Below are 21,038 nucleotides of genomic sequence, written 5' to 3'. Positions count from 1 at the left end.
GGTGGGCGACGCGCGGCGACGGCGCCGCGCGCGATGACAGGAGGGACGCCTGCCATGACCGCAGACCCGGGCCGCTCGGCCTTCGCCCGCGACCAGTGGTACGTCGCCGCGTGGGGCGCGGAGGTCGGCCGTGAGCTGCTGGGCCGTACCGTGCTCGGCGACCCGATCGTCCTGTACCGCACCGAGGCGGGTGAGCCGGTCGCTCTCGCCGACCGGTGCGTGCACCGCCGGTTCCCGCTGTCGGCGAGCGGACTCGACGGCGACCGGGTGGTCTGCGGCTACCACGGCTTCACCTACGACACGACCGGTACGTGCGTGTACGTGCCCGGGCAGAAGCGCGTGCCGCGGACGGCGCGGGTCCGTGCGTACCCGGTGGCCGAGGTCGACGCGATGGTGTGGGTGTGGCTCGGCGATCCGGCGGCCGCCGACGTCACCGCGATCCCGCGGGCCCCGCATCTCGCCGCGGACGGCTGGGTCACCGTGCAGGGCATGGAACCGATCGACGCCGACTACATGCTCCTCGTCGACAACCTGATGGACCTCTCGCACGAGACGTATCTGCACGGCGGGTACATCGGTACGCCGGAGGTCGCCGAGACGCCCATCACGACGGAGGTCGACGAGACGGCCGGGATCGTACGGGTATCGCGGCACATGACCGACGCCGAGTGCCCGCCGTTCTACGCCCGCTCCACCGGGATCGAGGGGCGGATCCAGCGCCTCCAGGACATCGAGTACCACGCGCCGTGCCTGTACCTCCTGCACAGCCGCGTCAGCCCGGCGGGCGCCGACGCCCCCCAGTTCCGTACGGAGATCACGTACGCCATCACGCCGTCGGCACCCGGAAAGGTCTACGACTTCTGGGCCGTCTCCCGGGACTTCGCGGTGGACGACGACGAAGTGACCGAGTTCCTGCGGGAGTTCAACCACACGGTGGTCATGCAGGACGTGGACGCGCTCAACCTGCTGCAACGCACCCTGGACACCGAACCCGCCGGGTACCAGGAGCTCAGCATCAACATCGACACCGGCGGCCTCGCCGCGCGCCGCATCCTGCAGAAGCTGGCCGCCGGATGAGCGGTCAGGTCTTCCGCGTCGAGTGGCTGCCCGGCACCGATCTGCTCAGCGGCCGCTGCCACTGCGGCGCGCTCCACACCTGCCAGGACCCGGTCGCGATGTGGGAGTGGATGCTCGCCCACCCCGACCACCCCACCACGGAAGAGGACCGCGCCTCGTGACCGATCCGCTCGACCCGTTCGACCTCCTCGTCGCCGACCGCCGCGAGGAGGCCGACGGCGTCCTCTCCCTGCTCCTGCGCCGCCCGGACGGCGCGCCCCTGCCCGCCTGGGAGCCGGGCGCGCACATCGATCTGCTGCTGGGCGAGGGCATCGAACGCCAGTACTCGCTCTGCGGGGGCGACGCCCGCTCCTGGCGGATCGCCGTGCTGCGGGAGCCCGGTGGCCGGGGCGGCTCGGCCCGCGTGCACGATGCGCTGCGCCCCGGCGACCGGGTACCGGTGCGCGGCCCGCGCAACCACTTCCGGCTCGAACCGGCGCCCGCGTACCGGTTCGTGGCGGGCGGCATCGGCATCACCCCGATCCTGCCGATGCTGACCGTGGACGCCGGGTGGTCCCTCTTCTACGGGGGCCGGTCCCTGCGCTCCATGGCGTTCGCCGACGAGCTGACCGCCCGGTACCCCGCGGAGCGGCTCCACCTGTGCGAGGGCCCCCTCGACCTGCCGGCCCACCTCGCCGGCCTGCGCCCCGGTGAACTCGTCTACGCCTGCGGCCCCGAGTCGCTGCTGTCCGCGGTCGAGGCGCTGGTGCCGCCCGAGGCGCTGCGCACGGAGCGGTTCACGCCGGCGGTGGTGGAGACCGGCGGGGACCGGCCCTTCGAGGTCGAACTGGCCAGGTCGGGGCGGACGGTGACGGTGCCCGCCGACCGGACGATCCTCGCCGCGCTGCGGGACGCCGGGGTCGAGGTCCTCTACTCCTGCGCCGAGGGCACGTGCGGCACCTGCGAGACCGAGGTGCTTGCGGGCGAGGTCGACCACCGCGACAGTGTGCTGACCCCTCAGGAGAGGGCCTGCGGCGATACGTTGATGGTGTGCGTGTCCCGCGCGAAAGGGGAGAGGCTCACGCTGGATCTGTGACGGCGGCCGCCACCGGCGCGGCGGCTCGCGCGGCCCGGCGCAGCAGCGTCGCCGCGACCAGGCCGCCGGTCAACACGGCTGCCGCTCCCACGAGTTGTCCCGTCTCCAGGGCCGATCCGAACGCCCGCGTCACCGTATGGCGTTCGGCGGCCGAGTCCGCCGCGGCCAGGGCCGCCGGCAGCGAGGCCGCGGTGACCGGGACCAAGGCCGAGAAGCGGGCGCTGAGCACCGCGCCGAGCACGGCGACGCCCAGGCCGCTGCCGAACTCCGTGACGGTGCCCTCGATGCCCGCTCCGGCGCCCGCCTTCTCGCGCGGGATGGAGCCGAGGACGGCGACGGCCATCGCCGGGTTGGCGAAGGCGCAGCCCACGCCCATCAGGACAAGCCCGACGAGCAGCCCGCCGTACCCGTCCACGACGTGTCCGGCGAGGGCGACCGCGGCCAGTCCGCAGGCGAGCAGCGTCATGCCGAGGGCCACGGCCCCCGGGATGCCGAGCCGCGCGCTGAACCGGGCGGAGAGCCCGGTGAAGTTGAGCAGGACGACGGTCAGGGCGAACGGGGCGGTGCGCAGGCCCGCCTCCAACGGCCCGTAGCCGAGGACGAACTGGAGTTGCTGCGTGAGCAGGAACAAGGCGCCGCCGCTGCCGAACGTGATGAGCAGCGCCCCGAACACGGCTCCGGTGAAGGTCCGGTTGCGGAAGAAGCTCATGTCCAGCATCGGGTGCGGGAAGCGGCGCTCCCAGATGACGAAGGCGGCCAGCGCGCAGGCACCGACGGCCGCGCCCAGCAGGACGTGGGAGGAGGCCCAGCCGTGGTCGGGCCCGGAGACGACGGCGTACACGAGCGCGGTCATGGCGACCGTCGAGAGCAGGGCGCCCGGCAGGTCGGGCCGGTGGCTCTGCGCGGCCTTGCTCTCCGGCACGAGCCGGGCGACGGCGCACAGGCCGAGGACGACCACGGGCAGGTTGACGAGGAAGAGGGCGCCCCACCAGAAGTGGTCGAGGAGGATGCCGCCGACGAGCGGGCCCGCGGCGAAGCCGAGGGCGTTGACCGCGGCCCAGATCCCGATGGCCCGGACCCGTTCGTCGTCGTCGAAGACCTGGACGGCGACGGCGAGCGTGGTGGTCAGGAGCAGGGCGCCGCCGACGCCCATGCCCGCGCGGGCCGCCGTCAACTGGCCCGCGCTCTGGGCAAGTCCGGCCGCCAGCGAGCCGGCGCCGAAGACGGCGAGGCCGGTCAGCAGCAGCCGCCTGCGGCCGTAGCGGTCGGCGGCGGCGCCCGCCGTGAGCAGGAGTCCGGCCTGCACGAGGACGTAGGCGTTGATGATCCACTGGATGTCGGCCGTGGTCGCGCCGAGGTCGTCGGTGAGGGTGGGGACGGCGACGTTCAGGATCGTGTTGTCGAGGATGACGACGAGTTGCGCGAGGCAGATCACTCCGAGGATCAGCCAGCGCCGCGGGTCCCGGGGCCCGGTGGAGGCGAGGGCGATCGGCTGCTCGGCGGCGGGCGTCGCCGTCATGCGGGCTCCTTCGGGGGCAGGCGCGGAGGGCAACGGGAACACCCCGCAGGCTAGTTAGGCAAGCCTAACCTGCCGGGTGGTCCCCGGTGCCACCGCCCCGGAACCCGCTCACAGGGCGCGGTGCATGATGTGCAGCCCGACCCGGCCGTGGCGCGGGTGGTCGTACGCGTCCGGCACGGTGCCGAGGATGGTGAACCCGAGGGAGCTCCACAGTCCGACCGCCGGGTTGGTCTCCACCACGGCGTTGAAGACCATCGCGCGGTAGCCGTCCGCCCTGGCCTCGGCCAGGACGTGCTCGGCCAGGGCGCGGCCGTAGCCGTGCCCGCCGTGCGCCGGGTCCACCATGAACCCGGCGTTGGCGACGGCCGCCGCCGGGCCGCCGTAGTTGGCCTTGACGTACGCGGTGGCGACGACCGTCCCGGCGTCGTCGGTCACGACGAACACTCGTCTGCCCGCTCCGGTCCACAGCGCACGCGCCTCGGGCTCGCTGGTCTGCGGGTCCCAGGTGTACGTCTCGCCGGCGCGGACGATCCGCTGCCAGAACGGCCAGATCCGGTCCCAGTCGCCGTCCCCGGCGTCTCTGATCTTCATGCGTCCGAGTCTGGCACGGGGCCCGCGGCGGCCGGAGCGTCGTCCGCGAGCGGCCCGAACCGGCCCCGGGGGACGGCCGTCGCCCCGGGTCACCACCGGCCGGGTCGGTCACGGCCCCGCGGGCCGCGGGTGACGCACCCCGGCTGGTCGCGGCGGAACCGGGCCGCGTAGGGTCCCCCTTTGTCCCGAACCACCAGGTGGCACGAGGTCGCGGCAACCGCGAAGGCTTCGGCGCCACCGAAGACCAGGAGCCTCGCACCGTGCCCGCACCGTCCACCGCCCCGGCGCCCATATACGACCGTCTCGTCGACGAACAGGGCGATGTCCTCGCCGACGTACGCGAAGCGGCTCAGCTCACCGAGCGCACCGCGGACGACGTCCTCGACTTCGCCCTCCCGCAGGACGCGCCGCCGGCCGGCTGAGCGTCCCTGCGCCGCACGCGGAGACCGTTCCGGCGCCGCTTCCGGCGCCCCCTCCCACAGCGACCATGAACTCCGTACCGTGCACGCGTACGCGCGCGGCGAGGCGGCGACGGCGGACGGGCCTACACGCAGGCCGAGGCGGCGGGCGATCTGCGGGAGGAGGCTCGCCGCGTCGGTGTACGTCGCGTGCCGGGCGCCCGTGAGGGTCAGGTCGTGGCGCGGGCCGGTGCTGTGCCGCCACAGTTCGCGCGCTGGGGCGATCCCCCCGGATGTCCGCGTGTCCCGCGGGGTTTCCCCGGAAGGAGTTCCGGGCCGTCGTCGCCGCACCGGCACGCCCCTGAACGGCGCACTCCGACAGGGAGCGGGGCCGGCGCCCGCCCTACTGTGAGGCGTCGGGATCGACGAGCGGCAGGGTGGAGGCCCCGTGGGCGGCGAGCGCAGGAAGCGGCACCTCTGGATCGCGGGCGCGGTCTCGCTCGGCCTCGCCGGAGCGGGCATCGGCGCCTGGGCCGCGTCCGGCGGCGAGCAGGCCCCGCGCACCGGGCCCCTGTCCGCGTCGGAGGTCCGCTCGGCGGCGCACGGTTTCCTCGACGCCTGGGCCGACGGCGACACCGGCACGGCGGCGAGCCGCACGGACGACGCGCGGGCCGCCGGCGCCGCATTGCGCGACTACACGCGCCGCGCCCATCTCACGGCACGGGAGCTGCGGCCCGGCGCCCCGGCCGGTGCACGGGTGCCGGTCTCGGTGCGGGCCGAGTTCGCGTACGAAGGTGCCCGCGCGCCGATGACGTACCGGACCGAGCTCACCGTGGTGCGCCGGGCCGGGGACGGCAACGCGGTCGTGCGCTGGGAGCCGCGGGTGCTGCACCCGGGGCTCGGGCAGGGCAGGCGGCTGGTGGCGCGGCGGGCCGGGGCGGCGCCGGTCCGCGCGGTCGACCACGCCGGCCGGGCTCTGGACACGCGCGCGCTCCCCTCGCTCCGGCCGGTCGTGGACGGGCTGCGGCGGACGTACGGGGAGGCGGCGGGCGGCAGGCCGGGTGTCGAGCTGCGCCTCGTGGCGCCGGCCGGAGCCGGTACGCACGCGGCCCCGGCGAACGGCACGGCGTTGCTGTCCGTCCCGGAAGGTGCGCCCGGGCGGCTGCGGACCACGCTCGACGCGCGGGTGCAGGAAGTGGCCGAGCGGGAGGTGGCGCGGCGCGCCGATGCCTCGATCGTGGTGCTCAGGCCGTCGACCGGGGAGATCCTCGCGGTCGCCAACTCCCGTGCGGACGGGCCCGACACGGCCCTTCAGGGTCGGCTCGCACCCGGCTCGACCATGAAGATGATCACGGGGTCGCTGCTCCTGGAGAAGAAGCTGGCCGCCCCGGACAGACCGCATCCGTGTCCCAGGACCGCGTCGTACGGTGGCTGGCAGTTCCACAACGTCGACGACTTCGACATCGCCGGCGGTACCTTCCGCGCCTGCTTCGCGGCCTCCTGCAACACCGCTTTCATCACGCAGGCGGGCAAGCTGGCGGACGAGGACCTGTCCCGGCAGGCCCGGGACGTCTTCGGGATCGGCGCGCACTGGTCGGTCGGTGTCGCGGCGTTCGCCGGGGTGGTGCCGGTCGAGCACGCCGCGTCGAAGGCGGCGTCGCTGATCGGGCAGGGCGGGGTGCGGATGAACCCGCTGACCATGGCGTCGGTCGTCTCCACGGCCCGGACCGGGCAGTTCGAGCAGCCCTACCTCGTCGCGCCCTCCGTCGGCCACCGGACGCTCGCCACGGCGCGGCGGCCCCTGGACCCCGCGGCGCACGAGCAGCTGCGGGATCTGCTGCACACGACGGCGACGTCCGGTTCGGCGGCGGGCGCCATGGCGGGGCTGAGCGGGGACATCGGGGCGAAGACGGGCTCCGCCGAGGTCAGCGGGCAGAAGAAGCCCAACGGCTGGTTCGCGGCCTGGCACGGTGACCTCGCCGCGGCCGCCGTGATGCTGCGCGGCGGCCGGGGCGGGGAGTCGTCGGGCCCGCTCGTGGCGGCTGTCCTGAAGGCGGCCGGGGAGCGGTGAGGGCCTGCGGGGGCCGACACGTCCGCCGCTGCCCTACGCCAGTGCGGCGAGCTCCGTGCCGGCCGGCAGGAAGCCGCCCACGCCGAAGTCGGTCGTGCTGTCGTAGGTGACCGGCCGGCTGGACTCGGGGCGGTCGCCGGCCTTCTGGACGTAGCCGAGGAATCCGTCGGGGTGCACGGCCGTGCCGACCGCCCCGACGGCGCGTCGCTTCATCGACATGTGCGCCTCACATCCTGGTGGGGTCAACTCGGCTACGGAGAGCCGGAATTCAGGTCCGTGAACACCGCGTACCGATATGAACCACGGCAGGAGCGGCAGAGGACTGGGCCATGCTCACGTCAAGGCCCCCGTTCGCATCCTCGTATGCTCGGGGGCACGAACGACGGATCGATCTTGGAGCGAGACACGTGACCCAGGTGGCACGACGGCCCGGCCCGACCCGGGCGCGGGACCGTTTCGTGGCGTCCGACCCGGGCCTGCTGCGGCTGATGGCCGGGCTGCGCACGGTCACCGCGATCGGCCTCGCGCTCGCCGTGCTCGGGCTGACCGGAACGGATGTCACGCACATGGTCGCGGGCGCCATGGCGGCCATGGTCGGCACCTTCGCGATCCGCGAGAAGACGGTGCGCGGGCAGGCGGTCACGCTCGCGCTCGGCCTGCCCGTGGCGCTCACCGCGATGACGCTCGGCGCGCTGCTGCACAGCCGGGTCGTCGCCGGTGACCTGTTCTTCGTCGCGCTGATCTTCGGCGCGGTTTACAGTCGCAGATTCGGCGACCGGGGCACGGCGCTCGGACTCATCGGTTTCCAGGTCTACTTCGTGTCCCTGTTCGTGAACGCGACGGTGGAGCAACTGCCGCTCCTCTTCGCCACGCTGGCAGTCGCCTTCGCCGCCAGCGCGGTGGCTCGTTTCCTGCTGGTGGCGGAGACGCCGCAGCGGGTGCTCGGGCGGCTCCGCGAGGCGTTCCGGGCGCGGCTCGCCCAGCTGGTGACCGCGCAGACCCGGCTCCTCGACGCCCCGCCCGAGGAGCTCGACGACGTCCTCGACGACCTGCGCCGGCACACGGCCCGGCTGCACGAGGCGGCGCTGATGATCCAGGCCCGGCTGGAGAACGGCGCCCGGGACGAGGCCACGGCCGCGCTGATCCAGCGCCGCGTCGCGGACGCCGAGGTCTCCGCCGAGCGCCTCGGCATGCTGCTCCTGAACGCCCGCAGCGCCGAGCGCGCCGACACGCTGACCCTGCATCTGCCCGGTGCGCCGGTACCGGCGGCGGGCGCGCTGCTGCCCCGCGAGGACGAGGCGACGGCCACCCTCCGCCGCGACCTGGGCGCCCTGCACCTGATGGTGGCGCGCCCCGCCGACGCCAACCGGGGCACCGCCGTCGCCCACGTACGCAACCGGCTGCTCGGCTACCGCGACGAGGAGCGCATCCCGCCCGGCGCCACCCTCGCCGCGCAGGACGTGTTCCGCGGTATCGGTGAAGCGGCCCGCGCCGTCATGGGTCTGCGGATCGCGCTCGACGGACCGCAGGACGAGTCCGACGACTCCCCCGCCACGACACGCTCGCGCGAGGAGTTCGACGCCGAGGACGTGTCCATAACGGCGGAGAAGCAGCAGGAGCCCGACGCGGAGGAGGCCGCGGAGCCCGCCGGCCTCCGGCGCCCCACCACCCGCGCCGCGTTCCAGGTGGCCGTCGGCTCGGCGCTGGCCATCGTCGGCGGCGAGTTCCTCTCCAGCCAGCGCTGGTACTGGGCCGTGCTGACCTGCTGGGTCGTCTTCCTCAACACGGCGTCCACCGGCGAGATCGTCGTCAAGGGCTACCGCCGGCTGCTGGGCACGGTGCTCGGTGTCGTCGCGGGTGTGGTGCTGGCCGGGGCGGTGGGCCACCACACCTGGCTGGCGTTCGCGCTGGTCCTGCTCTGCGTCTTCGCGATGTTCTTCACCGCGCCGCTGTCGTACGCGCTGATGTCGTTCTTCGTGACCGCGATGCTGGGCCTGCTGTACACACTTCTGAACACCTACAGCCTCGACGTGCTCGTGCTGCGCATCGAGGAGACGGCCCTCGGCGCGGCCTGCGGCATCATCGCGGCGCTCGTGGTGCTGCCCGTGCGGACGGACAGCCGCACCGACGAACTGCTCGGCACCGTCCTCGAACGGCTCGGGGAGGTCGTGGCGGGCGCCGTGGGGCAGCTCAGCGGCGGCCCCGCGGTCGACCTCCTGGACAAGGCCCGGGACCTGGACACCGCCCTCGACGACCTGCGGGCCTCCACCCAGCCGCTGACCCACCCGATCACGCCGCTGCGCGGGCGGCGCCAGACCGTCCGCTATCTGGTGGCGCTCCTCGAGACATCGGCCTACCACGCCCGGTCGCTGGCGGCGACGGCCGAACTCGTGCCGTACAGCAAGCACGTGGGCGCCGACCCGCGCCTGGGGCGGGCCGCCCGCCGCATCGCCCACAACATCGACGTGCTCGTCGCGCACGTGACCGAGACGGACACGACGGGCAGCATCGAATCGGGGGCGAGCATCGCCGCGATGCTGGAGACCGACGGCCTCGGCGTCCCGGCAGCGAACACCGTCACGTTCCGCGTCCTGCGCCATCTGCAACGCCTCGACGAGGGCATCACGGGTCTGGCCAGGCCGTTGGACGTGCCGGTGGGGCCGCTCAAGTAGCCGTGCGGGCGGCGGGGCCCGGGGCGGGGCCGGGGGCTACTGCCCGGCCCACCGCTCGATGGTCGCGGTGGCCGCGTCCCGCTCGCTCGCGGGGAGCGCCGAGATACGGGCGCCGTGGTTGGAGCCCGGCACGACGTACTTGTACGAGTCGCGCTTGCCGGGCGTGAACTGCTCGGCGCTCCACGGGTCGTTCTGCCCGTACACGAACAGCATCCGCCGCGACTTCGTCCGGACCCACTTGTCGACGCCCTTGACGACGGCGCCGTCGTAACCGGTGCGCATGCCGGCGGGCAGCACGGAGTTCGGCTGGTAGATGCCCGGGTAGTGGCGCACGCCCTTCAGGTTCTTGAACGCCAGGTCGGCCCAGCCGAGTTGGGCCGCGGCCTGCCGGTAGTAGGGGCCCGTCCCGTTGGCGCCGAGGGTGGAGTCCTCGTAGAGGGAGAGACCGTGGTCGAGCGACCACTGGTACAGCGCGTCGTCGGAGACGGCCTTGGCGTCGGGCACGGTGGGGCAGTCGTCGACCGTGCCGGACTGCCAGAAGTTCCACACCTGGTCCAGGACGGCGAACTCGTAGGCGCGGTCGGTGGTGCCCAGCGTGTTCGTGAACGTGTAGCCGGCGTCCTTCGCCGTCTTCTCGAACTTGGGCAGGAGGGCGTCACGCCGTACGAGCATCTCGCGCTGGACGGCGTCGAGGGCCTCGCGGCACTCCTTGGTGCCGACCGTCCGGAAGAACCGGTCGTACGTGCTGTCGTCCCTGTTGTCCGCGTCGTTCGGGGCGACGTAGGCGACGACGCCGTCGTAGTCCTGGGGGTAGAAGCGGTAGTGGTACGTGGCGGTCATGCCGCCCTTGCTGCCGCCGGTGGCGAGCCACTTGGAGGTCTTCTCGTACAGCGGTCTGACGGCCCGCACGACGGCGTGCTCGTCGGCGGCCTCCTGCTGGACGGTCATCTTCTTCCACGGCGTGGCGCCGGCCGGGACGGACGGGCCGAAGAACCGGTGCTCGACGCTGAGCTGGTTGGCGTCGAGGATCGTGGTGGGTTCGCGGGTGGCCGACGACAGGCCGTAACCGCCGGTGTAGAAGACGACCGGCTTCGCCGTCGACTTGTGCCAGAGCGTGAACCGCTGCTGGAAGGTGCCCGCGCGGGGCTTGTCGTGGTCGATCGGCTGCGTGATCGACAGGGAGTAGAGGGGGAACCCCTCCTTGTCGGTGACGCCGGTGACGGTGACGCCGGGTATCGCGCGCAGCTGGTCCTCGAAGGACGCGGGCGCGGTGGTCGCGGCGGTGGCCGGGGCCGCGGTGGCGGCCAGGGCTCCCGCCGTGAGGGCGGCGGACAACAGCAGCGTGGGCAGGGTGCGCAGACGCACAAGGGCCTCCCGGCTCGGTGGATCGGTGAGGTGGATCACCGATTTGGTGACCGAGACCTTAACCCGGGCCGCCTGCCGGTCAGTTGGGCTCCGCTTTCTTACTGTCCTGTTACTGTCCCGCCGCCCCGGATGCCGGGCCGCGACGACAAGAGCCGGGGCCCCCGCCTGTACGGCGGGGCCCCGGCTCTGCGTCGGACCGGTCAGAGCTGGCCGGACTCCGCGATCGTGATCTTGGCCGAGGTGGCGCCGCTGCGCGAACCGAGGGCCTCGATCTTCTTCACGAGCTCCAGGCTCGACTCGTCCGCGACCTCACCGAAGACGACGTGCTTGCCGTCGAGCCAGTCGGTGACGATGGTCGTGATGAAGAACTGCGAGCCGTTGGTGTTCGGGCCGGCGTTGGCCATGGACAGCAGGCCCGGCTTGGTGTGCTTGAGCTGGAAGTTCTCGTCGGCGAACTTCTCGCCGTAGATGCTCTTGCCACCCGTGCCGTTGCCGGCGGTGAAGTCACCGCCCTGGAGCATGAACTGCGGGATGACGCGGTGGAAGGACGAACCGGCGTAACCGAAGCCCTTCTCACCCGTGCACAGGGCGCGGAAGTTCTCCGCGGTCTTCGGGACGACGTCCTCGAAGAGGTTGAACGTGATCCGCCCGGCGGGCTCGTCGTTGATCGTGATGTCGAAGTAGGTCTTGATTGCCATACCGCAATCCTTGCATCACGACCCCCGGATCGCCGACTCGGCCCGGCCGCACGGCCGAGTCGGTACGTTACGTGACGACATCGGTACACATGGAGACGGAACTTATCCCGCCTCGTGCCGCCGCACGGCGAGCCGGTGCCACCCGCGACGCGGACATGAGAAGGCCCCGACGCCTCACAGGGGGGAGAGGAGGCGGCGGGGCCACAGACTCGAGCGGCCCGGGGGGGTGGGCGGCTTGAGCTGCTCTAGCTTGCTGGTGCCCGGGATCCGTCGGAGCATGCACGGCCCGTGCCGACTTTCTTTTCGCGCTTCTTTTCGCGGCCTTCCGCGACAGCCACCCGGGGGCGCGGAACACACGGCTCCGGTACGGGGAAGCGGGCCCGCCACAGGGGTCGAAGTCGGTTGATGATGGCCGAAACCCTTCGGTCGTGGGGCGGGTCGAAGCGGCCCAGGAGGGCTGAAGACCGCCGCGCCGGGCCGCTGCGGGGCCTGGTCGAGCCCCGGAGGGCCGTGATCTCCGGTTCGGGGCGGCCCTCCGGGGGGTTAGCATGCTCCGGCCAAGCGACGGCGAGTTCGCGACGAAGTCACCAGTGGGACGGACTGCCCGGCTTGTCCGGTCTTCTCGGCGCGCGGCATGACTAGCATGAACGCTCGTACGGTCCGGAAGATCGGCGTCCCCTTCGATGCCCGCTGACCGGATCCGCAGCCGGCCCGACCGGTCGGCTCGTCGCTTCCCGCACTCAAGGACCGAGGGACCCGCGGAATGTCAGTGCCTGCACCTCCCAGCCCGCACGCGACGGCCAGGACGGGGCGCTCCTCGCTCGGCGCCGCGCTCGCCGTGCTCGTGGTGGCGGCCGCCGCCGCGGGCGCCGCCGCGGCCCTCGCCCCGTCGGCGGCCCGCACCTGGGCGGTGTGGACGGCCACGACGGCGTGGGTGTGTCTGACCGTCGCCGTCGTGACGGGCACCGTCCTGCTCGGCCGCGCCCGGCGCACCGCCACCCGCGCCCAACGGGAACTGGCCCTGGCCCAGGGCCGGTTGACGCTCCAGGCGGCCGAGGCGGCGCAGCTGGTGAACGTGACGCTGCCCGGCGTCGTGCGGCAGCTGCGGGAGACGGCGAGCACCGGCCCGACGACGGCCCCGTCCGACCCCCAACTGCGCCGCCTCCTGGCGGAGTTCACGGCCGCTGTCGAGATGTCCGTACGGGAGGCCGTGCACGCCGCGGCCGAGCGTGACGCGGCCCGGGGTGAACTGGAGCGGGCCGGCGGGGAGTTGGAGCGCCTCACGGCTGAAACGTTTCCTGCCGCGGTGGCGCGGCTGCGGGAGGGCTCGTCCGCCGACACCGTCCTCGCCGAGCTCGACTGGCCGCAGAACCCCTTGCTGAGGGTGCCGGCCGAAGGGTTCCTGCGGGAACTGGCGCGGAGCGAGCGGCGCGCCGCCGCCGCCCAGGCCGCCTCGGCCAAGGCGCTCAGCCGGGTCCAGGCCAAGTCCGTGAGCATGCTGGCCGACCTGCGCGGTATGCAGGAGCGGCACGGCGAGGAGGTCTTCGGCGATCTGCTGCGCCTGGACCACGCGACGTCCCAGCTCGGCCTGATGACCGACCGGCTCGCCCTGCTGATGGGCGGCCGCTCCAGCCGCGCCTGGAACAAGCCGATCGTGATGGAGAGCGTGCTGCGCGGCGCCGTCGGCCGGATCGCCGCCTACCAGCGGGTGCGGCTGCACTGCGCCACGGACGCGGCGATCGCCGGGTTCGCGGCCGAGGGCGTGATGCACCTGCTGGCCGAGCTGATGGACAACGCGGCGAACTTCTCGCCCCCCATCGACGAGGTGCACGTCTACGTGGAGGAGCGCTCCGCGGGACTGGTGGTCACCATCGAGGACAGCGGCCTGAAGATGGCCACCGCGGCGATGCGCCGCGCGGAGCAGGCGGTGTCGGGTCAGGTCACCGACCTGGCGTCGCTCCAGGGCACCCGGCTCGGGCTCGCCGTCGTCGGCCGGCTCGCCGCGAAGTACCGCATCGACGTGAACTTCCGACCCTCCTCCCGCGGCGGCACCGGCGTCGTGGTCCTGCTGCCGCCCCAGCTCCTCGCCCAGCAGCGGGACATCGTGCAGCCCCTGGCCGTGCCCGCGCCGCGCCCCGCCCCGGCGGAGACGCACGAGCGCGCCGAGCACCCCGAGCACCCCGAGCACACCCAGCACACCGAGACCGGCGTGCCCCAGCCCGCCCAGCCCGCCGCCGCCACACCCAACGGGCTGCCGGTGCGTCCGCCGGGCCGCACCATGGCCGCCGCCGAGCAGGACCGTGAGCGGCCGGCCCCCGCACCCGCCCGGGCCGCGCAGCCCGGCCGGGACGCCGGCTCCCGCTTCGGCGCCTTCCACCGCGGCCGCAAGGCAAAGGACGGCGACCGGCCCGAGTAGGCCGCCGCGCACCACGAGGACCCCTCAACCCCCCGCTCGACACCGTGAGATTGGAGGCACGGGCGGTGCCCGGCAGAACCGGACGCAACTCCGCCCGACCCCACCATGCAGACCACTGACACCAGCCTGACCTGGCTCCTGGAGAGCCTGCTGGAGCGCACCCCCGGCACGCGCCACGCCCTCGTCCTCTCCCGGGACGGGCTGAAGCTCTGCTGGAGCGAGCATCTGACCCTCGACCAGGCCGACCAGCTCGCAGCGATCTGCTCCGGCATCCAGGCGCTCGCCCAGGGCGCGTCGGTGGAGTTCGGCGACGGGACCGGCGGCGTACGGCATTCCATGACCGAGTTCCACGGCGGGCTGCTGTTCATCGTGGACGCGGGCGAGGGCGCGCATCTGGCCGTCGTCGCGGACGAGGACGCCGACCCGGGCGTGGTCGGCCACCAGATGACGGAGCTGGTCGAGCAGATCGGGGAGCACCTGCGGGCCGAACCGCGCCAGTCACCCGTAGGGGGCGGCGCCTCGTGACGCGCCGGCCGGTGGACACCGGCGACCCGGACCGGCTCTACACGGTCACGGGGGGCCGCAGCCGTTCCGACGACACCTCGTTCGACCTGGTGACGCTGGTGGTCAGCGAGTGCGAGCCGGTCGCGGGGATGCAGTCCGAGCACGTACGGATCCTCGAACTGTGCCGGCAGCCCGCGGCCGTCGTGGAGATCGCCGCCGAGCTGAAGCTGCCGATCACCGTGGTGCGGATCCTGCTCGGTGATCTGCTGGCCGGCGGCAAGATCACCGCACGTCATCCGCGCGCGGCCGCCGCTGTCGCGGCGCTCCCCGATTCCGACCTTCTCAAGGAGGTGCTCCATGGGCTCCGCAACCTCTGAACTGCCCGCACGCACGCCACTGGGCGCCCTCGCCGACACCGGCCTGAAGATCGTCGTGGTCGGCGGGTTCGGGGTCGGCAAGACCACGCTCGTGCGCTCCGTCAGCGAGATCCGGCCGCTCAACACCGAAGAGGTGATGACGCAGGCCGGAGTGGGCGTCGACGAGACGACGGGCGTGGCGGCGAAGACCACCACCACGGTCGCCTTCGACTTCGGCCGCATCAGCCTCAACGACCGCATGGTGCTGTACTTGTTCGGCGCGCCGGGCCAGGAGCGGTTCTGGTTCCTGTGGGACCGGCTGTTCTCCGGGACGCTCGGGGCGGTCGTCCTCGTCGACACGCGCCGCATGGACGACTCCTGGTACGCGATCGACCGCCTGGAGCACCACGGCACCCCGTTCGTGGTGGCGGTCAACCGGTTCGACGACGAACCCGTGCGCCACTCCCTCGACGAGATCCGGCAGGCTCTCGCGCTGCCGGCGCACGTGCCGATGGTCGACTGCGACGCCCGCGTCCGCTCGTCGGGCAAGGACGTGCTGATCACCCTCGTGGACCACCTCTACGCACTGGCCATGGCCCAGGAGACGACACCGTGACCGAGCAGAGCCCGCTCCTCCCGACCAGTGCGACCGGCGGCGCGCCCGCCGGCTGCCCCGCGCACGCGGGCGCGGTCCCGCTCAGCGGCCTGGAGTACCAGCAGACGCCCTCGCAGCTGTACCGCTCGCTGCGCCGTGAGCACGGTCCGGTGGCGCCGGTGCTGCTCGACGGGGACATTCCGGCGTGGCTGGTCCTCGGGTACTCCGAGGTGAGTTACGTGACCGCGCACGACGAGCTGTTCGCGCGGGACTCGCGGCGCTGGAACCAGTGGGAGCACATCCCCGAGGACTGGCCGCTGCTGCCCTTCGTCGGCTATCAGCCCTCGGTGCTGTTCACGGAGGGCGCCGAGCACCAGCGGCGCGCCGGGGTGATCACGCACGCGCTGGAAGAGGTCGACCAGTTCGAGCTGGCCCGGGACTGCGGGCTCATCGCGGACCGGCTGATCTCCGGGTTCGCGGGCAGCGGTCAGGCCGAGCTGATGGACGCGTTCGCCCATCCGCTGGCGATGATCGCCGCGGTGCAGATGTGCGGGATGCCGCACTCGGGGACGGACACCCAGGATCTGGTCGACGACCTGAAGATCTCGCTGGACGCGGCGGAGGGCGACGACCCGGTGGCCGCGTACGTGCGCGTCGGCGAGCGAATCCAGAGGCTCGTCAAGGAGAAGCGGGAGCGGCCCGGCGCCGATGTCACCTCCCGGATGATCCAGGACCCGGCGGGGCTGACCGACGAGGAGATCGTGCAGGACCTGATCTCGGTGATCGCCGCGGCCCAGCAGCCGACGGCGAACTGGATCTGCAACACGCTGCGGCTGCTGCTGACGGACGAGCGGTTCGCGCTGAACGTGTCGGGCGGGCGGCTCAGTGTCGGCGAGGCGCTGAACGAGGTGCTGTGGCTGGACACGCCGACGCAGAACTTCATCGGCCGCTGGGCGGTGCGCGACACACAGCTGGGTGGCCGGCAGATCCGGGCGGGCGACTGCCTGGTGCTGGGGCTGGCGGCGGCGAACACGGACCCGCAGATCTGGCCGGAGTCCCACGTGGGCGCGGAGAACGCGGCGCATCTGTCGTTCAGCAACGGCGAGCACCGCTGCCCCTACCCCGCTCCCCTGCTGGCCGACGTGATCGCGCGGACGGCCGTGGAGACGCTGCTCGACCGGCTGCCCGACCTGGTCCTGGGGGTGGATCCGGCGGAGCTGACATGGCGGCCGTCGATCTGGATGCGGGGGCTGACAGCGATGCCGGTCGAGTTCACGCCGGTCGTGCAGTAGCGGCCCTTCGCGTGGCTGTGCACCCGCCGCGCGGGTGCACAGCCACGCTCTTCAGTAGTCGGAGTTCATGGCGGCCCGTACGTCCTTCAGGGTCGCATCGGCGATCGCCCCGGCCCGCTCGTTGCCCGCTCGCAGGAGGTCCCGGACCAGGCGGCGGTCCTGCGCGTAGGCCCTGCGGCGGGCACGGATCGGCGCGAAGCGTTCGTTGACGGCCTCGGTGACGCGGCGTTTGAGGGCGGCGGCGCCACCGGCGCCGATCTCCTCGGCCACCTGGCGCGGGTCGCCGTCCTCGCACAGGGCGGCGAGCAGTACGAGCGAGGAGACCTCGGGGCGGCCGGACGGGTCGTAGGTGATGTGACGCTCGGCGTCGGTCCTGGCGCCGCGGATGAGCCGGGCGGTCTCGTCGGGGCCGGCGGACAGGGCGACGGCGTTGCCGCGGCTCTTGCTCATCTTGGTGCCGTCGGTGCCGAGCAGCAGCGGCGCCGTGGAGAGCAGCGCCTCGGGCAGCGGGAAGACCGGGGCGCCGCGGCCGTACCGCTCGTTGAAGCGGCGCGCGACGGTGCGGGTGACCTCCAGGTGCGGCAGCTGGTCCTGGCCGACCGGCACGAGGTTCGCCTTGCAGAAGAGGATGTCGGCGGCCTGGTGCACGGGGTAGGTGAACATCAGGCCGCTGACGGCCGCCTGCCGGGAGTGGGCGATCTCGTCCTTCACGGTGGGGTTGCGGCCCAGTTCGGCCACGGAGACGAGGCTGAGGAACGGCAGCAGCAGCTGGTTCAGGGCGGGCACGGCGCTGTGCGCGAAGACCGTGGCGCGGCCCGGGTCGATGCCGACCGCCAGGTGGTCGAGGACGAGCTCCTCGACATGTTCCGTGAGGTGCTCGGCGACGTCGCGGTCGGTCAGCACCTGGTAGTCGGCGATGAGGACGAACGTCTCGACGCCGAGGTCCTGGAGTCTGACGCGGTTGTGCAGGGTGCCGAAGTAGTGCCCGAGATGGAGGCGGCCGGTGGGCCGGTCGCCGGTGAGGACCCGGAACCGGTTGGGTTCCTCGCGGATCAGCTGCTCCAGCTCGGCGCCGCGGGCCGGCGCGGCGGTGGCGTCGAGGGTGTCGGTGGTGCTCATGGTCTCTCCCGGTGGTCGTGGGCGCCCTCGGGACGGCAGACTTCCAGGGAGAAAAGAAGAAGGGCCGTCCGGGGACGGCCCATTGGTTCGTGCGTGGCTGTGGCCGCCTCTAAGCGAGGCGCCACCAGGTCAGGCACGAGAAGCGATGCATACGGCGAGCCTAACACCCGCCGGCCCGCCGGCTCAGGGTGCCAGCGGCGTGAACCGCACGGGCAGCGACTGCGGGCCGCGGGTGAACACGCCCTCCTCGACCGGGTCGAACCCGTCGGCGAGCCGGACGTCCGGCATGGCGTCGAGCAGCTGGTTCACCCCGGTCTCCACCTCCGCCTTGGCGAGCAGCGCGCCGACGCAGAAGTGCCGGCCGAGGGCGAAGGCGAGGTGGTCGGCTGCGGCCGAGAACGCGGTCGTGGCCGTCAGGTCCTCGCGGAAGAGGTCGAAGCGGTCGGGGTCCTTGTAGCGGTTCTCGTCGCGGTTGGCGGCGCCGATGAGGCAGGTGACGGTGGCTCCGGCGGGGATCGTGCCGCCGCTGACCTCCACGTCGACCGCCGACTGACGCATGATCATGTGGACGGGCGGGGTGTATCGGAGGGTCTCGGCGAAGGCCCGCGGGATGAGCGAGCGGTCCTCTCGGACGGCGGCCAACTGCTCGGGGTTGACGAGGAGGTTGGCGAAGATGCTGGCGATCGCCTTGTCGGTGGTCTCGCCGCCCGCGGCGAGCAGCAGGCTGCAGAACGCCTTGATGTCCTCGTCGCTCATCCGCACACCGTCGACCTCGGCGGCGCACAGCGTGGACAGCAGGTCGTCGCCGAGGTTCTCGCGGCGCGCCTGGATGATCGGGATCATGTACTCGGAGAACTCGACGCGGGTCCGCTCCCCCGCCGCCGCGACCTCCGGGTCGCCCGCCAGGTTGCCGAGGAAGGCGATGACGGCGGTGTACCAGCCGTGGAAGCGGGCGTGGTCGGCCTTGTCGAGGCCGAGCATGTCGGCGATGACGTTGACCGGGAAGCGGGTGGCGTAGTCGCCGACGATGTCGGCGGCGCCGGTGGTGCGGAACTGGTCTATCAGAGCGCGGGAGTTGCTCTCGATGACCGGCAGGAACTTCTCCTGGAGGTCGCTGCCGCGGAAGGCCGGGGCGACCAGCGCGCGGCGTACCGAGTGCTCCCGGCCGCTGAGTTGGAGGATCGTCTTGCCGTGGACGGGTTCCAGCTGCCAGTCGTAGTTGTCGGTGGTGAACTGCGACTGTTTGTCCTTGAAGACGCGTTCCACGTCGGCGTACCGCGAGACGATCCAGCTCTTGGTCGCCTCGTGCCAGAAGAGGGGCGCGGACTCACGCATCGTGCGGTACGCGGGGTAGGGGTTCTCGGCGAACTCCGGCGAGAGGATGTCGGGGACCTGCGCGGTGGACATGGAGCTCCCTGAGTGGGTGACGGACGATCCGCCCTCCAGGCTATTGATCACCCGTCACCCGGAACAGCCCCCACCGCGCCGACAGTTGAGAACTGCACTAACGGCGTGGCCGGAAATCGCCGGTCGGCGCGGCTGGTGTCAGCCGTTGGGCAGGATCACGGCGCGTCCGTTGATCTTGCCGTCGTGCAGTCGCTCGTACGCGAGGGGCGCGTCGTCGAGCGAGTACGTCTCGGTGTGCACGGAGACGGCGCCGGCCCGGGCGAGGTCGAGGACCTCGATGAGCTCGCCGCGGCTGCCCCAGTACGGTGCGGTGACGCTGACCTCGAAGTTCGTCACTCCGAAGCCGACGGGCAGCGTGCCGCCGCCGATGCCGACGATGGTGACCTCGCCCTCGATGGCGGCGACGGCGCCCGCGGTCTCGACGGTGGGCTGGACGCCGACGAAGTCGAAGACGGCCTCGGCGCCGCGCCCGCCGGTCAGCTCACGGACCTTCCCTGCGGCCTCGGCGTTCGACAGGATCGCCTCGTGCGCGCCGACGGTGCGGGCGAGGGCGAGCTTGTCCTCGGAGACGTCCAGGGCGATGACGCGGGCCGCGGTCATGGCGCGCAGCAGCTGGATGGCGACGTGGCCGAGGCCGCCGGTGCCGATGACGACGGCGGTCGAGCCGGGGACGAGCTTGGGCAGCGAGCGCTTGATCGCGTGGTACGGGGTGAGGCCGGCGTCGGTGAGCGGGACGGTGGCGACCGGGTCGAGCCCGTTGATCGGCACGAGGTGGCGCGAGTCGTCGACAATCATGTACTCGGCCATGGAGCCGGGGGCGCCGAGGCCGGGCGGGCGGATGCCGAGCTCGTCGGCGCGCAGGCAGTAGTTCTCCTTGCCGTGCGCGCAGTTGGCGCAGGTGCCGCAGCCCCAGGGCCCGTAGACGGCGACGGAGTCACCCTCCTCCAGGCCGCTCACGCCCGCGCCGAGGCCGGCGACCGTGCCGACGCCCTCGTGGCCGAGGGTCAGCGGCAGCTCGTACGGGAAGTTCTCCGCGGGCCAGCTCATGACCGCGATGTCGGAGTGGCAGACGCCGGCGGCGGTGACCTTGAGGAGGACCTGCCCGGGCCCGGGCTCCGGATCGGGGACGGTGACGACCTCGGGCGCTGCTCCGACGGTCCGGTACTGAAGTGCCTTCATGGCTCGACTCCTTCGTCGCTCTCACAAGCCCCCGCGATCCCAGCGTAACGCGCTCGCGTCCCAATGGGACACATGTCCCGCCGAGACTCGCGTCTCATGGGGACTTGTCGTCGTGGAGTGGTTCGACCGGGCGCCCGGCGCGCACGACCAGGCGCAACAGCGAGCGTGCGGCCTGCGGGGAGGAGACGTGTGTGGGCGTCCGGGGAGGGACGGAAACCTCCGGCAGCGGGGGCGAGCGCCTTGGACGGGACGACAGGCCCTGCCGCGGAGCGGGTCCGGCGGCGGGAGAACGGCACGGATCGAGGACTGTCGGAGCGGCTACCGCCGACGCCCGCCTCGCCCTGCCGCGGGCACACTGCCCGGAGAATGAGAAGGACCCCGACCGTACGGGGGAGAACGGTCGGGGCCTTCGTTCAAAGTTTAACAGCCAACCAACCGTGCTTCGCACACATCCTCGCCCGCGGCCGCGTGAGGTCGGACACGACGCACGGGGGACGCGGCGCAAGCCCACACGGACGGCCTGATTCCGGTCGCCCCACCGAACGGTTCCGGCCGTCCGCGGCGCCCCTGTGCGGCCACCGCGCCGCCCCGGCCACCTCCCCGAGCTGAGCCGACGCGGCGCGGGATCGAACACGTGCGAAAAGCACCGGCCAGATACCCCGTCCGCCAGAAGTGGCCGGTCTTGCCGTGGACCCGGTAGATGC

Annotated in this window: 19 protein-coding genes; 11 read left to right on the top strand and 8 right to left on the bottom strand. The window is 72.7% G+C overall.

Features of this window, described 5'->3' with window-relative positions:
• The first annotated feature begins 54 nt into the window (after positions 1 to 54).
• Genes ACZ45E_RS30230 through ACZ45E_RS30220 form a run of 3 tightly spaced genes read left to right on the top strand, consistent with a single transcriptional unit; the run spans position 55 to position 2,152 of the window.
• Complete coding sequence (locus ACZ45E_RS30230; protein ID WP_468226589.1) at positions 55 to 1,077, top strand: aromatic ring-hydroxylating dioxygenase subunit alpha; 1,023 nt, start codon at positions 55 to 57, stop codon at positions 1,075 to 1,077.
• The gene (locus ACZ45E_RS30225) at positions 1,074 to 1,238 is read left to right on the top strand and encodes a hypothetical protein (RefSeq protein WP_404213185.1); all 165 of its coding nucleotides are present in this window, start codon (positions 1,074 to 1,076) and stop codon (positions 1,236 to 1,238) included. Before ACZ45E_RS30230 ends, ACZ45E_RS30225 begins: the two co-directional genes overlap by 4 nt.
• The gene (locus ACZ45E_RS30220) at positions 1,235 to 2,152 is read left to right on the top strand and encodes a PDR/VanB family oxidoreductase (protein WP_468226587.1); all 918 of its coding nucleotides are present in this window, start codon (positions 1,235 to 1,237) and stop codon (positions 2,150 to 2,152) included. The genes ACZ45E_RS30225 and ACZ45E_RS30220 overlap by 4 nt, the downstream gene beginning before the upstream one ends.
• On the opposite strand, the gene ACZ45E_RS30215 is transcribed toward ACZ45E_RS30220, so the two are convergent.
• Entirely contained in the window at positions 2,136 to 3,671 is a 1,536-nt protein-coding gene (locus tag ACZ45E_RS30215) for an MFS transporter (RefSeq protein ID WP_468226585.1), read from the bottom strand. The two genes, ACZ45E_RS30220 and ACZ45E_RS30215, sit on opposite strands and share 17 nt — an antisense overlap.
• A gap of 108 nt (positions 3,672 to 3,779) precedes the next feature.
• The gene (locus ACZ45E_RS30210) at positions 3,780 to 4,262 is read right to left on the bottom strand and encodes a GNAT family N-acetyltransferase (protein WP_468226583.1); all 483 of its coding nucleotides are present in this window, start codon (positions 4,260 to 4,262) and stop codon (positions 3,780 to 3,782) included.
• A gap of 260 nt (positions 4,263 to 4,522) precedes the next feature.
• On the opposite strand from ACZ45E_RS30210, the gene ACZ45E_RS30205 reads away from it, so the two are divergent.
• Both ACZ45E_RS30205 and ACZ45E_RS30200 read left to right on the top strand, forming a co-directional pair.
• Entirely contained in the window at positions 4,523 to 4,684 is a 162-nt protein-coding gene (locus tag ACZ45E_RS30205) for a hypothetical protein (protein WP_468226580.1), read from the top strand.
• Positions 4,685 to 5,108: 424 nt separating this feature from the next.
• Positions 5,109 to 6,731, top strand: coding sequence for a penicillin-binding transpeptidase domain-containing protein (locus ACZ45E_RS30200; protein ID WP_468226577.1), 1,623 nt, complete (start codon positions 5,109 to 5,111; stop codon positions 6,729 to 6,731).
• Between the two features lie 33 nt (positions 6,732 to 6,764).
• Here the strand turns inward: ACZ45E_RS30200 and ACZ45E_RS30195 are convergent, their stop codons facing one another.
• A complete protein-coding gene (locus ACZ45E_RS30195) occupies positions 6,765 to 6,950 on the bottom strand; it encodes a hypothetical protein (protein WP_468226575.1) in 186 nt (61 codons plus the stop codon).
• A gap of 269 nt (positions 6,951 to 7,219) precedes the next feature.
• On the opposite strand from ACZ45E_RS30195, the gene ACZ45E_RS30190 reads away from it, so the two are divergent.
• The gene (locus tag ACZ45E_RS30190; RefSeq protein ID WP_468226632.1) at positions 7,220 to 9,403 is read left to right on the top strand and encodes an FUSC family protein; all 2,184 of its coding nucleotides are present in this window, start codon (positions 7,220 to 7,222) and stop codon (positions 9,401 to 9,403) included.
• A 36-nt stretch (positions 9,404 to 9,439) separates the two neighbouring features.
• Here the strand turns inward: ACZ45E_RS30190 and ACZ45E_RS30185 are convergent, their stop codons facing one another.
• Both ACZ45E_RS30185 and ACZ45E_RS30180 read right to left on the bottom strand, forming a co-directional pair.
• Positions 9,440 to 10,768 carry a S28 family serine protease gene (locus tag ACZ45E_RS30185; protein ID WP_468226572.1) on the bottom strand — a complete coding sequence of 443 codons (1,329 nt, stop codon included), beginning with the start codon at positions 10,766 to 10,768 and terminating at the stop codon, positions 9,440 to 9,442.
• A 200-nt stretch (positions 10,769 to 10,968) separates the two neighbouring features.
• A complete protein-coding gene (locus ACZ45E_RS30180; RefSeq protein ID WP_468226569.1) occupies positions 10,969 to 11,466 on the bottom strand; it encodes a peptidylprolyl isomerase in 498 nt (165 codons plus the stop codon).
• A gap of 763 nt (positions 11,467 to 12,229) precedes the next feature.
• Between ACZ45E_RS30180 and ACZ45E_RS30175 the strand changes: the two genes are divergently transcribed.
• From ACZ45E_RS30175 to ACZ45E_RS30155, 5 genes are all read left to right on the top strand, one after another.
• Positions 12,230 to 13,882, top strand: coding sequence for a sensor histidine kinase (locus ACZ45E_RS30175; RefSeq protein ID WP_468226567.1), 1,653 nt, complete (start codon positions 12,230 to 12,232; stop codon positions 13,880 to 13,882).
• A 105-nt stretch (positions 13,883 to 13,987) separates the two neighbouring features.
• A complete protein-coding gene (locus ACZ45E_RS30170; protein WP_468226566.1) occupies positions 13,988 to 14,407 on the top strand; it encodes a roadblock/LC7 domain-containing protein in 420 nt (139 codons plus the stop codon).
• Positions 14,404 to 14,763: a DUF742 domain-containing protein gene (locus tag ACZ45E_RS30165; RefSeq protein WP_468226564.1), complete on the top strand. Its 360-nt coding sequence runs from the start codon at positions 14,404 to 14,406 to the stop codon at positions 14,761 to 14,763. Before ACZ45E_RS30170 ends, ACZ45E_RS30165 begins: the two co-directional genes overlap by 4 nt.
• Positions 14,744 to 15,358, top strand: coding sequence for a GTP-binding protein (locus ACZ45E_RS30160; RefSeq protein WP_468226562.1), 615 nt, complete (start codon positions 14,744 to 14,746; stop codon positions 15,356 to 15,358). The genes ACZ45E_RS30165 and ACZ45E_RS30160 overlap by 20 nt, the downstream gene beginning before the upstream one ends.
• The gene (locus ACZ45E_RS30155; protein WP_468226559.1) at positions 15,355 to 16,629 is read left to right on the top strand and encodes a cytochrome P450; all 1,275 of its coding nucleotides are present in this window, start codon (positions 15,355 to 15,357) and stop codon (positions 16,627 to 16,629) included. The genes ACZ45E_RS30160 and ACZ45E_RS30155 overlap by 4 nt, the downstream gene beginning before the upstream one ends.
• Positions 16,630 to 16,680: 51 nt before the next feature.
• Here ACZ45E_RS30155 and trpS read toward each other — a convergent pair whose 3' ends face one another.
• The 3 genes from trpS to ACZ45E_RS30140 all read right to left on the bottom strand — a co-directional run bounded on the left by trpS (position 16,681) and on the right by ACZ45E_RS30140 (position 20,334).
• Entirely contained in the window at positions 16,681 to 17,748 is a 1,068-nt protein-coding gene (trpS, locus tag ACZ45E_RS30150; RefSeq protein ID WP_468226558.1) for a tryptophan--tRNA ligase, read from the bottom strand.
• Positions 17,749 to 17,931: 183 nt separating this feature from the next.
• Entirely contained in the window at positions 17,932 to 19,155 is a 1,224-nt protein-coding gene (locus ACZ45E_RS30145; RefSeq protein ID WP_468226556.1) for a cytochrome P450, read from the bottom strand.
• A gap of 138 nt (positions 19,156 to 19,293) precedes the next feature.
• Positions 19,294 to 20,334: an NAD(P)-dependent alcohol dehydrogenase gene (locus ACZ45E_RS30140; protein WP_468226555.1), complete on the bottom strand. Its 1,041-nt coding sequence runs from the start codon at positions 20,332 to 20,334 to the stop codon at positions 19,294 to 19,296.
• Between the last annotated feature and the right edge of the window lie 704 nt (positions 20,335 to 21,038).

The sequence above is a fragment of the Streptomyces sp. NPDC030991 genome, assembly GCF_055571235.1.
The sequence above is the reverse complement of the archived record's forward strand: the minus strand, read 5'-3'. Positions and strand labels throughout refer to the sequence as shown.